Consider the following 13,978-nt stretch of genomic DNA (forward strand, 5'->3'; position numbering starts at 1 on the left):
GTGGCTCCAGATCTACGCGGCCGTGTTGATAAAGTCAACAGGGCGCGTCGCCGGGGTGGGCGCGCTCACGCTCCTCGACGGCCAGCGCCAGGTCGGCCAGCTTGTCGAGCGCGCAGCTCAGCGTCGCCGCCTCTTCGGGGGTCAGCGCGGCGAGGAACTCGGCGTCGCGCTCGTTGGCCGCGGCGATCAGGCCGCGGTAGACGCGGGTGCCCTCGGTGGTCAGGGCCAGCTGCGAGGTGCGGCCCGAGCCGGCCGTCCGGTCCACCAGGCCGCGCTCGGTCAGGCGGCTGACCACTCGGCTCATCTGCGCTTTGTCGAGCCCGGCGCGGCGGGCCAGCCGGTTGAGGGTGAGGGTGGGGTCGGCGGCGATGAGCGAAATCGCCCGCCATTCGCCGAGACTGACGTCGAACTCCCGCCGGTAGCGCAGCGCGGCGCTGCGCGACATCGCCGACGACGTGCGGGAGAGCCGGTAGGAGAGCAGTCCCGAAATGGGCACGAGGTCTCGGCCGTCCACGCGTTCCGCCATGCCGGTCATCGTAGCCGTTGCCGATCAAGTGTTGACAAACTCAACACTGGATGCCGACACTGCTGCCGCACGCCCCGCCTGACGAAGGAGTCGAGTAGCGATGGCCGAACAGCCCGCCGTCACCGGACGGCCACCCGCGGTGGGTGACGCCGAACGCGCGTCGACCTACCGGACCATCGCCCTGCGGGTCATGCCGCTGCTCGTGGTCTGCTACGTGGTCAGCTTCATCGACCGGACGAACATCGGCATCGCGCAGCAGGGCCTCAAGCGCGACCTCGGCTTCGGCTCGGCCGTCTACGGCCTCGGCGTCACGCTGTTCTTCGTCGGGTTCATCCTCTTCGAGGTTCCCAGCAACGCGCTGCTGGCCAGAATCGGCGCACGCAAGACGCTGGTCCGGATCATGGCCACCTGGGGCGTGGTCACGATCGCGACCCTGTTCGTCCAGGACGAGCTGACGTTCTACATCGCGCGGTTCCTGCTCGGCGTGGCCGAAGCGGGCTTCTTCCCGGGCGCGCTCTACCTGCTGTCGCGGTGGTTCCCGTCCGCGCGCCGGACGCGGATGACCGCGGTGTTCTTCATCGGCGTCCCGGTTTCCGGGGTGCTCGGCTCGCTGGTGTCGGGCTGGATCATGCACGCGCTCGGCGGCGTCGCCGGGCTGGCCGACTGGCAGTGGCTGTTCCTCATCGAGGGGATCCCGCCGATCCTGCTCGCCGTCGCGGTCGCGTTCTTCCTCGCCGACGGGCCGGAGCAGGCGAAGTGGCTGACGCCGGCGCAGAAGGCGCTCGTGGAGACCGACCTGGCGGCCGAACGGACCGCGAAAGGCGATTCGCCGTCCCACCGCGGCGGCATGCTCTCGGCGTTGCGCGACCCGAAGGTCTGGATCCTCGGGCTGTGCGCCTGCGGGGCCTACACGCTGGCGAACGCCGTCTCGTACTGGACACCGCGGATCATCGCCGAAGCCGGTGTCGGCGACGTGCTGAACCTCGGCTTCTTCTCGGCGATCCCGCCGCTGCTCGGCATCGCCGTGATGCTCCTGGTCGGCCGCCACTCCGACCGCACCCTGGAGCGCCGCTGGCACGCGGCGGTGAGCTGGCTGGTGGCCGCGGCGGCGATGCTGGCGCTCGCGTTCTCCGGCGGCAGCGTCCTGGTGGTGGTCATCCTGCTCGCGGTGATGGCGGCGGCCCACTACTCGGGGTTGACGGTGTTCTACTCGATCCCGTCGATCTACCTGACCGACCGCGCGGCGGCGACGGGCATCGCGGTGGTGACGTCGATGGGTTCCTTCGCGGCGGCCGCTTCGCCGTCCCTGCTGGGTTTCATCCAGTCGGCGACCGGGAGCCTGTCGCTGGGCTTGGTGATCAGCGCGGGGATCGTGCTGGTCGCGGTCGGGGTACTGGTGGTCGGGGTGAAGGCCGCGGACCTCAAGGAGCAGCACCGGTAGCGGCTCCCGGCCCGGCCCCCGAGCGCCCCAAGGTGGCCTTCGGTGCGTCAGACGCACCGAAGGCCACCTTGGGTGCGCCGGACGCAACCAAGGCCGCCTTGGGGCGCGTGGGCCGGACGCGGTGACTCAGCGGCGAAGCGGGGTCTCTTCGTCCAGACGCGACAGCTTCGCCGGGTTCCGCACCGCGTACAGCCCCGTCACGAGGCCGTCGTCCACGCGGAGCGCGAGCACCGTGTCGACCTCGCCGTCCCGGCGCAGGATCAGGGCCGGGTGGCCGTTGACCTGCGCCGCGGTGAGGGTTCCGGTCGCGAAGTTGCCGATCCCCGCCGTGAGCAGGCGGGCCACCGCGGCCGACCCGGTCACCGGGGCCGGCAGGGCCTGGACGACGCCGCCGCCGTCGCCGAGGAACACCACGTCCGGGGCCAGGATCTGCAGCAGCTGCCGGAGGTCGCCGGTTTCGACCGCGTGCCGGAACGCTTCGAGCGCGTCGCGGGACGTCGTGGGGGAGACCCGGCCGCGCGGCCGGCGGGCGGCGACGTGCGAGCGGGCGCGGTGCGCGATCTGGCGGACCGCGGGCGGGGTCTTGCCGACGGCTTCGGCGATCTCCTCGTAGCCGAGACCGAACACCTCGCGCAGCACGAACACCGCGCGCTCGGCCGGCGTCAGCGTCTCCAGGACCAGCAGCATCGCCATCGAGACGCTGTCGGCGAGCTCGACGTCTTCGGCGACGTCGGGCGCGGTCAGCAGCGGCTCCGGCAGCCACGGGCCGACGTAGGACTCCTTGCGGCGGGCGTACGCCCGCAGCCGCATCAGGGCCTGGCGGGTGGTGACGCGCACCAGGTAGGCGCGCTGGTCACGCACTTCGGCCAGGTCCACGCCCGCCCAGCGCAGCCACGTCTCCTGCAGCACGTCTTCGGCGTCGGCCGCCGAACCCAGCAACTGGTAGGCGACGGTGAACAGCAGGTTTTCGGTGGGCGAGGAACGCCTCGGTGGCGGCGTCGGCCATCGGGCTCCTCCTTTCGTCCGCTTTCCCACCAGATGCTCGGCGCGGCCGCGCTGTGACCGTGACGGTCGTCACTGTCACGGGGCGGGGGTGGTCCGGCATCTCCTGGTCGTCCGGTTCCGACGGAAGGACGAGATCATGGAACCCCGTTTCACCCTGACCGGCAACGAGATCGGTGCCAAGTTCGCCAAGCGGTTCGGCACCGCGAGCCTCGCGATCATCCAGTCGCCGCTGCCGAAGATCACCCAGGAGCTGGTGTCGCTGCGCGTCAGCCAGATCAACGGCTGCGGCTGGTGCGTCGACATCCACACGAAGGAGCTGGCCGCCGCCGGCGAGCCGGCGGTCCGGATCAACCTGGTCGCCGCGTGGCGCGAAGCCACCGTGTTCACCGAGGCCGAGCGGGCGGCGCTGGCACTGGCCGAGGAGGGCACCCGGATCGCCGACGCGCACCCCGGCGTCTCCGACGACACCTGGGACCGGGTGCGCGAGCACTACGACGACGACCGGACGGCCGCGCTGATCGCCCTGGTCGCGCAGATGAACTCGGCCAACCGGCTCGCCGTGGTCGTGCACCAGAAGGGCGGCTCGTACGAGCCCGGTATGTTCGGCTGACGGGTTCGTGCTTCGCTGAGGGGATGGCGAAGACGCAGCGGTGGCGGCGGTACTGGGACCGGAAGTCGGCGACGTACGACGCGGAGATGGACGTCTGGGACCGCCGCCTCTTCGGCGACTCGCGGGAGTGGGCCTGCGGCCGGGCCGAAGGTGACGTGCTGGAGGTCGCCGTCGGCACCGGCCTCAACCTCCCGAGCTACCCGGCCGGGGTGCGGCTCACCGGCCTCGACCTCAGCGAGGGCATGCTCGACGTGGCCCGTGCCCGCGAGCCGGCCCGCCCGGTGACGCTGCGCCAGGGCGACGCCCAGGCGCTGCCGTTCGAAGACGCGTCCTTCGACACGGTGGTCTGCACGTTCGGCCTCTGCGCGATCCCCGACCCCGCGGCGGCGGTGGCCGAGATGGCGCGGGTCCTGCGCCCGGGCGGCCGGCTGATCCTGGCCGACCACGTGGTGTCCACGTCGTGGGCGGTGCGGGTGGTGCAGCGGCTGCTGGAGCTGGCGAGCGTGCCCCTGGCGGGCGAGCACTTCCGGCGGCGGCCGCTGAAGCACGTGGAAGCGGTGGGGCTGGTGGTGCAGGAGCGGGAGCGGTTCAAGCTGGGACTGGTGGAGCGGCTGGTGGCCCGCAAGGTCAGCTGAGCGTCTTGCGCGCCCGGTACGACGCCTGGCGGCAGGCGTTGGAGCAGTAGTGGCGGGGACGGCCGAGGTCGGACGTCGCCGATCGGGCCGGGGTGACCGGGCAGGGGCACATCGAGCAGAGAATCGATCCCTCGGCCAGCTCGAAGTAGCCGTGGCGCGGGCATCGACCGAGTTCCGGGGCATCGGTCCCGCCCATGATCCCGGCTCGCACCCGGTCCGGAACGACGGCTTGATCCGAGTCGAGGTAGTCGCGAAGGACGCCCGAGCGCGACGGATGGCGCAGTTTCCGGATGGCTGCTGCTTCGAGGCGGAGCACCTCGGCCACGTGCACGGAAAGGGCCGCCGCTGTCTCGGCACGCGAGCGCGGGATGTTGTCGCGCAGCCCGTATCGCAGAACGACGACCTCGGCTTGAGCTGCCGACAATGTGGCCAAGGTGGACTTGAGCTGCTCCAGGGCGAGGATCGCGGCGAGGCGGTGGCTCCCATCGACCACGGTCGCCCGTCGGCGCGTCATGGCTGGGCCTCCTCTTCGTCGTTTTCAGTATCGCCTCCGGGCCGGAGCTCATGGCGGCTGTTCAGCCTGCCGAACACTCGGGTCGCCTCGGTGAAGATCGTCGGCACGTCTTCGGGCCGCGCCTGGCACAGGGCCACGATCGACACCACACCGAAGATCGCGATGAGCAGCAGCATCGGTGACAGGTAGATGAGCAGCGTCAGCATGGCGACCTCCGGGCACGACGAAATCGCCGGGCGACCCGGCGGAAAGTGGGCAGAAAAAAAGCCCCGGCCGATTCGGCGGGGCTCGTGGGCACATCAATGCCCGAACTGCGACCAGGTTAGCACAACGAAAACGCTGCCGTCAGGTGTGCCGTGCGGGTTTTGCCCTGGTCAGAAATCCGAGCGGGTAGGACGTGGTGTATTACCGACTTTCGTAACGCGCCGCCGAGTCAGCCGAGCAGCACGCTCTCCTCGAGTCCGTCCAGCAGCGCCGCGGCATCGTCGTACACCGCGACCGCACCGGCCTCCGTCAGCTCCGCCGCGCTCACCCCACCCGACCGCACTGAAACCGTGCGCACACCAGCCTTCGTAGCCGCATGGACGTCCCAGACCGCGTCGCCGACGAACACCGTCTCCTCCGGCGCCGTCCCGGCTCGCTCGAGCGCCGCGAACACCGGCTCCGGATCCGGCTTGGTCGCGTCGACGTCGTCGCCCGAAACGATCGCCGAGACCACGTCGTCGACGTCGAGGACCTTGCGCAGCACCTCCAGCTCGTCCGGCCCGGCCGACGTCGCCAGCACCACCCGCACGCCCCGCCCAGCCAGGGTGCGGATCAGCTCGGGGGCGCGGTCGAACGGGCGCAGCAGCTCGGCCGTCTCCAGGTAGAACCGGCTGTGCAGCTCCTTCGCCCGGTCGCCCACGCGGTCGGCGTCCTCCTCGCCCAGCACCGTGCTCAGCAGCTTGCCGGCGCCCTTGCCGATCGCCCGGTGCACGCGCCACGAGTCGACCGCGCGGCCGAGTTCGGCGAACGCGCGGTGCCACGCGTGGACGTGCAGGTAGTTGGAGTCGACGAGCGTGCCGTCGACGTCGAACAGGACCGCGGTGGCGATGGCAGGCTCCTCACGTCGGATGCCCGGCGGTTACCCGCGGACGCGCGGAACCACACCTGCTGAAGATCGCCGGGTTTGACGGGTTCCCCAGCGGCTATCCGAACGGCTGAACCCCAGGAAGGTGGTCGCCATGCTTGCCCGGCACCCCACGGTGTGGCTCGTCCCCCGGGAGGGGGCGATCGCGAGCGCCTCCGTCGGCGGGGTACTCGACCACACGACCTACCCGCGGCTGCGGGACCGGCTGTTCGAGTTCGCGGCGGACGCCGAAGGCGCGGTCGTCGTCGACGTCGGCCGACTTGAAATCCGCGACCGGGAGCTGGCTCGCGTGTTCACCCTCGCCGCTCTTCGGGCCGCCGACTGGCCCGCGGTCCCCTTCGCGGTGGTGACCGACCGGCCGGAACAGCGGAAGGCGCTGGCCGCGCGCGGGGGCGTCGCCGTGTACCGCGACTTCGCCACCGCGGAAGCCGCTGTGAAGCGGCCGGCGCGGCGACGGGCCGAGCAGGTGCTCGACCGGACGACGCGCGCCTCGGCCCGGGCTCGCGGATTCGTCGAGGGCGTGTGCGCGGAGTGGCTGCTGCCCGGGCTGGCCGAGAACGCCGCCCTGATCGCCACGGAATTCGTGGAGAACACGCTCCGGCACACCGATTCCGCGCCCCGGCTGCGGGTGGAGCTGCGGCGCGACGGGCTGGGGATCGCGGTCGCCGACGACAACGCGTGGCCCGCCGTACTGCACGAAAAGCTCGACGTCCTCGAGGCGGGGCTCGGGCTGCGGATGGTGGCGAAGGTCGCGAGGTCGTGGGGGAGCAGCCGGGTGTGGTCCGGCGGCAAGGTCGTGTGGGCCGTGCTGGCCCGGCCCTGAAATCGTCTACTGTGGACTACCGGCGCCGGTAGTCCCGTTCCGCCTCGATCTCGCCCTGCGGGGTGTGGACCACGTGGCAGACACGGCGTTTCTTCGCGAGCTGCCGCCCGGCCAGCACGGCGTCGACGCGGCGGGGGGACGTGTTGGACGCCCGGGTGCCCCCTTCGAGCCGGTTCTTCCACAGCCCGTCCTCGAAATAGGTGTGCACGTCACCCTCCGCCACGATGCCTCCCACCGAGTACTCGAACGCGTCGAGTGCCCGGCGGAAGTGCGGGCAAACCTGCTCAAGCCAGGCCGAGCACGCGGATCGCGTTCTCCTTGAGGATCAGCGGCCGGACCTCGTCCTTGAGGTCGAGCGCGGCGAAGTCGGCGAGCCAGCGGTCCGGGGTGATGACCGGGAAGTCCGAGCCGAACAGGACCTTCCGCTTCAGCAGCGAGTTCGCCGCGCGCACCAGCTGGGGCGGGAAGTACTTCGGGGACCAGCCCGACAGGTCGATGTACACGTTCGCCTTGTGCGTGGCGACCGAGATCGCCTCGTCCTGCCACGGCACCGACGGGTGGGCCAGGATGATCGTCAGGCCCGGGAAGTCGGCCGCGACGTCGTCGAGCAGCATCGGGTTCGAGTAGCGCAGCTTGATGCCGTGCCCGCCGGGCAGCCCGGCGCCGATCCCGGTCTGGCCGGTGTGGACCAGCGCCGGCACGCCCAGCTCCTGGATCGCCTCGTACAGCGGGTAGAACCGCACGTCGTTCGGTTCGAACGCCTGCAGGCTCGGGTGGAACTTGAACCCGCGCACCCCGTGCTCGCCGGCCAGCCGCCGCACGCGGGTGACCGCGGCCTTGCCTGCGTGCGGGTCGACCGAGCCGAACGGGATGAGGACGTCGGCGTGCTCGGCGGCCGCGTCGGCGATCTCCTCGCTCGACAGCGCCGGGTGCCCGGTGGCGGACGGCGCTTCGACGGTGAAGACGACGGCGGCCATGTTCCGCGCCCGGTAGTGCTCGGCGATCGTGGCCACCGTCGGGGTGCGGTCCTGGCCGGCGTGGAAGTACTTCGCCGACGCGTCCAGGAGCTCCTGGTCGAGGGCGAAACAGCCGTGGCCGTCTTGCTCGACGTGGGTGTGCACGTCGATGGCGGTCAGTGCGGAAAGTTCCACAAAAACTCCAGTCAGGGCAGGTCGGGCTGGGCGGCCTTGGCGGCCAGCAGGCGGTGCAGGACGGCGTCGCGCGCGGCGACGAGGGACTGCTGATCGGTGCCGGCCAGCTCGGCGTCGACGCCCGCGACGAGCGTCTCGGCGAGCTCCGGCGTGAGGTGGACGCGGCCGAGGTCGCGCCACCACGCTTCGGTCGGCGGGCCGAGGTGGGCCAGGACGTGCGCCAGCCCGCCCGCGCCGCCGGAGAGGTGCTGGTTGACGAACGGCCCGAGCACGGCCCAGCGCAGGCCGGGGCCGTTGGCGATCGCGGCGTCGATGTCGGCGACGGTCGCGACGCCGCGCTCCACCAGCGAGTACGCCTCCTGCCACAGCGCGGCCTGCAGCCGGTTGGCGACGTGGCCGGGCACCTCGCGCGCCAGCCGGATCGGCCGCTTCCCGATCGAGGTGTAGAACGCCACGGCCCGGTCGACGACCTCGGGCGCGGTGTCGCGGCCGGGCACGACCTCGACGAGCGGGATCAGGTGCGGCGGGTTGAACGGGTGCCCGACGACCACGCGTTCCGGGTGGTGCGGGCAGCCGCGCGCGATGACGCTCGGGACCAGCCCGGACGAGCTGCTGGCCAGGATCACGTCCGGGCGCGCGGCTTCGTCGAGGACGGCGAACAGGGCGTGCTTCACGTCTTCGCGCTCGGGACCGTTCTCCTGCACGAAGTCCGCGGCGGCCGCCGCTTCGCCGGCGTCGGGGACGAACCGCAGCCGGTCGGTCGGCACGTCGTCGAGCGCACTTCGCAACCGCTCCTCGGCGCCGGGCGCGGGATCGGTGGCGACGACGTCCAGGCCGCCTTCGAGAAAAAGCCTCGCCCAGCTCTCGCCGATCACGCCCGTTCCGACGACGGCGACCGTGCTCATGCGGACGCCCCGAAGTGGTCCAGCGCGGTGGGATCGGCCAGGACGTCCGCGCCGACGACGTCGTCGGCCCGGGCGCCGAGCAGGAGTTTCTTCACGGGCAGCTCCAGTTTCTTCCCGGTGCGGTTGCGGGGGATCGCCGGGACGGCGGTGATCGTGTCCGGCACGTGCCGCGGCGACAGCGCGCTCTTCAGCGCCGTCGCGATCTTCGCGCGCAGTGCCGCGTCCAAGGTCCCTTCGCGCAGGACGACGAACAACCGGAGGTCGCCGTTGCCGCCCGCGGGGTCTTCGAGGTGCACGACGAGGGAGTCCTCGACCTCGGGCAGTTCCTCGACCACGGCGTAGAACTCGGCGGTGCCCAGCCGGACGCCGCCGCGGTTCAAGGTGGCGTCCGAGCGGCCCGCGATGACGCAGCTGCCCTCGGGGGAGAACCGGATCCAGTCGCCGTGCCGCCACACACCGGGGTAGGCGTCGAAGTACGTCTCCCGGTAGCGCTCGCCGGTGTCGTCGCCCCAGAACCCGACCGGCATGGACGGCATCGGCGCGGTGATGACCAGCTCGCCCAGCTCGCCGACCACCGGCTTCCCGGCGTCGTCGAACGCCTTCGCGTCGACGCCCAGGCACGGCCCGGAGATTTCGCCGGCGACGACGGGCTGCAGCGGGCCGCCCTGGACGATCCCGCTGCAGACGTCGGTGCCGCCGCTGCCGACGTTGAGCAGCACGTCCGGCCCGAAGACGTCCCGCACCCAGTGGTAGCCCTCGGCCGGCAGCGGGCTGCCCGCCGCGCCGAGCTGCCGCAGCGCCGTCAGGTCGAACGAAGCGGCCGGGTCGAGACCCGCTTTGCGGCACGCCATCAGGAAACCCGGGCTCGCACCCATCAGCGTCGCGCGGGTCTCGGCGGCCAGGCGCCATTGCCACGTGAGATCCGGGTGCAGTGGGTTGCCGTCGACGAGCACGATCGACGCGCCGGTGAGCAGCCCGGAGACCAGGGCGTTCCACATCATCCACGCGGTGGTGGAGAACCACAGGATCCGGTCGCCCGGGCGCAGGTCCCAGCTGAGGCCGTGGTTCTTGAGGTGTTCCAGCAGCAGGCCGCCGTGGCCGTGCACGATCGCCTTCGGCTTCCCGGTGGTGCCGGAGGAGAACAGCACGCACAGCGGGTGCGCGAAGCCGACCGGCTCGAACCCGGGCGCGCTTTCGGTCAGCAGTTCGCTCCAGGCCGTCGTGCCGGGGAGGTCGTGCTCGCCGTAGGGGACGTGGACGACGTGCTCGACGGTGGGCAGGCCGGCGCGGATCGCGGCGACCTCGGCGCGGCGGTCGATGTCCTTGGCGCCGTAGCGGTACCCGGACACGGTGAGCAGCACGCGCGGCTCGACCTGGCCGAACCGGTCGATCACCGACCGGGCACCGAACTCCGGTGCGCAGGACGCCCAGACCGCGCCGAGGCTCGCGACCGCGAGGTAGGCGACGACGGTCTCCGGGATGTTCGGCAGGTACGCGACCACCCGGTCGCCGCGCCCGACCCCGAGCCGGCGCAGGCCCGCGCGGACCCGGGCGACCTGGTCGCGCAGCTCGCCCCACGTCAGTTCGGTGCGGTCGCGCGTCTGGGAATAGGCGACGACGGCGACCTCGTCCGCGAGACCGCCGAGCGCGTGCTCGGCGTAGTTGAGGGTCGCGCCGGGGAACCACGCGGTGCCGGGCATCCGCCGGTCCGGGACGACCGCGGTCGCGGGGGAGTGGAAGCGGACGCCGAAGAAGTCCTTGATCGACGTCCAGAAGCCGTCGAGGTCGGTGACGGACCACCGGTGCAGCGCGGCGTAGTCGTCGAACGAGTGGCCGCGGTCGGCGAGCCAGGTCAGGTAGCGGCCGATTTCGGTGGTTTCGCGGACGTCGGGCGCGACCGGGCGCAGGATCATCGGCCGACCTTCCCGGCGCGCTTCTCCAGGAACGCCTGCATCCGCTCCTTCGCTTCGGCGCTGCCGCTCGCGATCGCCGCCATCAGCGCTTCCATCAGGTACCCCTCGGCCGGGTTGGCCTCGGCGATGCGCGGAAGTGCCTGCAGGACGGCGAAGTTCGTGATCGGCGAGTTCGCGGCGATCTTGCGGGCCAGGTCCATGGCGTGCTCGAAGCCGTTTTCGGCGCGGTAGTGCGAAAGCCCGGCGGCGTGGCCTTCGTCGGCGTCGAGGACGCGGCCGGTGAGCATCATGTCGGTCATCCGGTGCACGCCGATCAGCCGCGGCACCCGCACCGACGCGCCCCCGCCGACGAACAGGCCGCGCTGGCCCTCCGGCAGCGCGTAGAACGCCGAGTCCTCGGCGACGCGGATGTGCGCGGCAGCGGCGAGTTCCAGGCCGCCGCCGACGACCGCGCCCTTGAGCACCGCGACGACCGGGACGCGCCCGCGTTCGAGCCGCTCGAAGGCGCGGTGCCACATCATCGAGTGCGTCAGGCCCTCGAACGCGTCGCGCTCGGTGAGCTCGGCCAGGTCGAGCCCGGCGGAGAAGTGGTCGCCCACGGCGTCGAGCACGACGGCCTTGACCCCGGCCGGCGGCGCGCCGAAGAACGCTTCGAGCCCGAGCACGGTGGCGTCGTCGAGGGCGTTGCGCTTCTCCGGGCGGGAAAGCCGCAGCACGGCGACTTCGCCGTGCAGTTCCAGGCGCAGGGACGGGGGCAGCAGGGCGGTGGTCATGCGGGTCCGTTCGGGAAGGTGGTGGCGGCTCGCGCGCGGAGTTCGACGCGGCGGATCTTGCCGGTGGCGTTGCGGGGCAGTGCTTCGGTGAACTCGACGTGCTTGGGGATCTTGTAGCGGGCCAGGTGCTGCTCGAGGTGGGCGCGGAAGGCCGCTTCGTCGAGCCCGGAGCCGGGACGCGCGACGACGAAGGCGGCGCCGACCTCGCCCCAGCGCGCGTCGGGCACGCCCACCACCGCGCACGCGTCGACGGCGTCGAGCTGGGTGGCGACCGCTTCGACCTCGGCGGGGTAGACGTTCTCGCCGCCGGAGATGATCACGTCCTTGACGCGGTCGACGACGTGGGCCCAGCCGTCGTCGTCGACGCGGACGACGTCGCCGGTGCGGAACCAGTCGTCGTCGACGAAGCTCGCTTTCGATTCCTCGGGCCGGTTCCAGTAGCCGGAGAAGACGTGCGGGCCGCGTACGAGCAGCTCGGCGGGTGTCGCGCCGAGCTGCTCCGGGCTCAGGTCCGCGCCGAGCGCCGCGACGTCGGTGAAGAAGTGCGGGACGCCGGCCGCGACCGGGTGGGCCGGGGTGCCTTCGTGGGTGGCCATCGAGACGCCCGGCGCGGCTTCGGTCATGCCGTAGCCCTGCAGCAGCTGCACGCCGCGGTCGAGCCACGCGCGGGCGACGCGCTCGGCCACCGGCGAGCCGCCGTAGAGGACGCAGGTGAGCGAGCTCAGGTCGGTGCGGTCCCAGTTTTCGTGGCGGCACATCATGTCGAGCATCGTGGGGACGGCGGAGAAGCTCGTGATCCCGGCCGCGCCGATCCGGCCGAGGATCGCGCCCGCGTCGAACTTCGCGACCGGTTCCACGCTGCCGCCCTTGAACAGCGTCGGCAGCGTGATCTGGCCCAGGCCGACGCAGTGGAACAGCGGCGCGATGCACAACGCCCGGTCGGTGCCCAGGACGTCGAGGTGGGCCAGCTGGTTGACGGTGTTCCAGGTCAGGTTGCCGTGGGTGAGGACCGCCGCCTTCGGGCGCCCGGTGGTGCCGGAGGTGTAGAGCAGCAGGCACGGGTCTTCCAGCCGCACTTCGGTGGCCGGTGGCGGATCACCGGCGGCGAGCGCGGCTTCGTAGTCCAGCCCGCCCGCCGGGCACGACGCCGGGTCCGTCGCCAGGACGTGCCGCACCGGCAGGGGGCCCGCCGCCGCGAGCAGCGCGTCGGTGTCGGGGCTGTGCACCAGGACCGAAGCGCCGCTGTCCTCGAGCATGTACCGGATTTCGGCGCCGGAGAGCCGGTAGTTGAGCGGGACGAAGAGCGCGCCGCAGCGGGCGGTGGCGAAGAGCGTTTCGAAGACGGTGACGGCGTTGACGCCGAGGTAGGCCACGCGGTCGCCGGGGCGCACCCCGAGCCGGGACAGCGCACCGGCCAGCCGCTCGACGCGCTCGGCGAGCGCGGCGTACGTCAGCGTGCGGTCTTGCCCGCCGCCGTCGACGAGCGCGGTGCGGTCCGGCGAGATCCGGGCGCGCCGCGCGGGCCAGCTGCCCAGGCCGAAATCGGCCGGGCCGGGGGATCGGGTCACGGCTTTCGTCTCCTTGTCACCGGTGACAGGGTTCCTGCTACGGACGGTGGCGATGGGTGGTGCGCGGTGAGGATGTCTCGGCATTGGATATAAGGAAACCTGATATACATCTAGGATGCGTAGAGGGCGCTCCGGTGTCAAGAGTGTGGTGCTGCGACTGGAACTTCACCCGGATGGGTGGTTTAAGCTGCGAAGACGTCCTTCGCATGCGGGGGTGCCCGGTTCGGCCGTTGGCGGGGTTGCGCCGTTTGGATCAAGGGCTACGCTGCGAAGTGCGGTTCAGCAAGCTTCAGCCGCCCCCCCCGACTTGTCAGCGTTCGAGCGGGCCGGTGAGACCCGTTCGTCACGTCATCTGCGAATGAGGCGTGGAAAATGTTAGTCGTCCAGCCCCCCGCGACGGCGATCCCCGTGGTGCCGTCGGCGCGCCAGCCGCGCAGCCCGTTCGACATCCAGGTGGTCCGCCCGTACTTCGGCGCGGTCATGGTGAAGATCCGCGGCGCCCTCGACGAAGACAGCGCCGCGCAGCTCCGCTCGGCGCTGAGCACCTGGGCGCACCGCCGGTTCCCGGTCCTGGTGCTCGATTTGTCCGAGGTCGACCTCCTCGACTCGGCCGGCCTCGCCGCCCTCGGCGGCATCCAGGCCAGGACGGTCCGGGAGAACGCGACCCTGCGCATCGTCACCGGCGACAACCGGATCGTCCGGCGCGCCCTGTCGGGCAGCGGCCTCGACCACGCCCTGAACGTCAGCCGCCTGCCGTCGGGCTGGGAGCGGGCCACGGAGATCCCCGGCCAGAGCTGAAACCGGCTCCGTTCCGGACTGAACCGGTTGCCCGCCCGGCAAATGCCGTGAAGGTGCCCTTTACGGCAGCCGCTCAGGCGCGCAGCCGGGCTACGGTGTTCCGCGACGTCTTGAATGAGTCATTCAGGACCTCCGAAGACCTGAATGACTCATTCAAGACGTCGGTGCCCGCGGGCCGGCCGGGCGT

The 13,978-nt window shown here is 71.7% G+C and carries 15 protein-coding genes and 1 pseudogene; 5 read left to right on the top strand and 11 right to left on the bottom strand.

The annotated features are described in order from the left end of the window. Positions 1–34: 34 nt before the first annotated feature. Positions 35–526, bottom strand: a complete 492-nt coding sequence (locus H4696_RS02410; protein WP_086856262.1) for a MarR family winged helix-turn-helix transcriptional regulator — start codon at positions 524–526, stop codon at positions 35–37. Positions 527–626: 100 nt separating this feature from the next. Between H4696_RS02410 and H4696_RS02415 the strand changes: the two genes are divergently transcribed. Beyond that, positions 627–1,967 carry an MFS transporter gene (locus H4696_RS02415; protein WP_086856257.1) on the top strand — a complete coding sequence of 447 codons (1,341 nt, stop codon included), beginning with the start codon at positions 627–629 and terminating at the stop codon, positions 1,965–1,967. Between the two features lie 126 nt (positions 1,968–2,093). Here the strand turns inward: H4696_RS02415 and H4696_RS02420 are convergent. Next, positions 2,094–2,973 (bottom strand): annotated as a pseudogene (locus H4696_RS02420) (RNA polymerase sigma-70 factor). Between the two features lie 135 nt (positions 2,974–3,108). Here H4696_RS02420 and H4696_RS02425 point away from each other — a divergent pair. Further along, a complete protein-coding gene (locus tag H4696_RS02425; RefSeq protein WP_086865335.1) occupies positions 3,109–3,582 on the top strand; it encodes a carboxymuconolactone decarboxylase family protein in 474 nt (157 codons plus the stop codon). Positions 3,583–3,605: 23 nt separating this feature from the next. Continuing rightward, complete coding sequence (locus H4696_RS02430; protein WP_086865331.1) at positions 3,606–4,217, top strand: class I SAM-dependent methyltransferase; 612 nt, start codon at positions 3,606–3,608, stop codon at positions 4,215–4,217. Here the strand turns inward: H4696_RS02430 and H4696_RS02435 are convergent. The 3 genes from H4696_RS02435 to H4696_RS02445 form a co-directional block, all read right to left on the bottom strand. Continuing rightward, positions 4,210–4,731: a hypothetical protein gene (locus tag H4696_RS02435; protein ID WP_086865330.1), complete on the bottom strand. Its 522-nt coding sequence runs from the start codon at positions 4,729–4,731 to the stop codon at positions 4,210–4,212. The two genes, H4696_RS02430 and H4696_RS02435, sit on opposite strands and share 8 nt — an antisense overlap. Next, a complete protein-coding gene (locus tag H4696_RS02440) occupies positions 4,728–4,937 on the bottom strand; it encodes a hypothetical protein (RefSeq protein ID WP_086865329.1) in 210 nt (69 codons plus the stop codon). Before H4696_RS02440 ends, H4696_RS02435 begins: the two co-directional genes overlap by 4 nt. 227 nt (positions 4,938–5,164) lie before the next feature. Then, positions 5,165–5,845 (bottom strand): HAD-IA family hydrolase, encoded by a 681-nt coding sequence (locus H4696_RS02445; protein ID WP_086865328.1) that lies wholly within the window; start codon positions 5,843–5,845, stop codon positions 5,165–5,167. 109 nt (positions 5,846–5,954) lie between these two features. Here H4696_RS02445 and H4696_RS02450 point away from each other — a divergent pair, with 109 nt between their 5' ends. Continuing rightward, positions 5,955–6,683, top strand: coding sequence for an ATP-binding protein (locus H4696_RS02450; RefSeq protein ID WP_086865334.1), 729 nt, complete (start codon positions 5,955–5,957; stop codon positions 6,681–6,683). A gap of 16 nt (positions 6,684–6,699) precedes the next feature. On the opposite strand, the gene H4696_RS02455 is transcribed toward H4696_RS02450, so the two are convergent. The 6 genes from H4696_RS02455 to H4696_RS02480 form a co-directional block, all read right to left on the bottom strand. Further along, positions 6,700–6,906 (bottom strand): DUF2188 domain-containing protein, encoded by a 207-nt coding sequence (locus H4696_RS02455; protein ID WP_086865333.1) that lies wholly within the window; start codon positions 6,904–6,906, stop codon positions 6,700–6,702. 61 nt (positions 6,907–6,967) lie between these two features. Next, a complete protein-coding gene (couO, locus tag H4696_RS02460; protein ID WP_086865327.1) occupies positions 6,968–7,834 on the bottom strand; it encodes a 4-hydroxyphenyl-beta-ketoacyl-CoA hydrolase in 867 nt (288 codons plus the stop codon). A gap of 11 nt (positions 7,835–7,845) precedes the next feature. Continuing rightward, positions 7,846–8,739 carry a 3-hydroxyacyl-CoA dehydrogenase NAD-binding domain-containing protein gene (locus tag H4696_RS02465; protein WP_086865326.1) on the bottom strand — a complete coding sequence of 298 codons (894 nt, stop codon included), beginning with the start codon at positions 8,737–8,739 and terminating at the stop codon, positions 7,846–7,848. Continuing rightward, a complete protein-coding gene (locus H4696_RS02470; RefSeq protein ID WP_192782020.1) occupies positions 8,736–10,652 on the bottom strand; it encodes an acetoacetate--CoA ligase in 1,917 nt (638 codons plus the stop codon). The genes H4696_RS02465 and H4696_RS02470 overlap by 4 nt, the downstream gene beginning before the upstream one ends. After that, positions 10,649–11,425 carry a crotonase/enoyl-CoA hydratase family protein gene (locus H4696_RS02475; protein ID WP_086855945.1) on the bottom strand — a complete coding sequence of 259 codons (777 nt, stop codon included), beginning with the start codon at positions 11,423–11,425 and terminating at the stop codon, positions 10,649–10,651. The genes H4696_RS02470 and H4696_RS02475 overlap by 4 nt, the downstream gene beginning before the upstream one ends. Continuing rightward, positions 11,422–12,993: an acyl-CoA synthetase gene (locus H4696_RS02480; RefSeq protein ID WP_249026808.1), complete on the bottom strand. Its 1,572-nt coding sequence runs from the start codon at positions 12,991–12,993 to the stop codon at positions 11,422–11,424. The genes H4696_RS02475 and H4696_RS02480 overlap by 4 nt, the downstream gene beginning before the upstream one ends. Before the next feature lie 372 nt (positions 12,994–13,365). Between H4696_RS02480 and H4696_RS02485 the strand changes: the two genes are divergently transcribed. Beyond that, positions 13,366–13,791 (top strand): STAS domain-containing protein, encoded by a 426-nt coding sequence (locus H4696_RS02485; RefSeq protein WP_086855943.1) that lies wholly within the window; start codon positions 13,366–13,368, stop codon positions 13,789–13,791. Positions 13,792–13,978 lie beyond the last annotated feature (187 nt).

It is taken from the genome of Amycolatopsis lexingtonensis (assembly GCF_014873755.1).
In the GTDB taxonomy this organism is placed as follows: Bacteria; Actinomycetota; Actinomycetes; order Mycobacteriales; family Pseudonocardiaceae; genus Amycolatopsis; species Amycolatopsis lexingtonensis.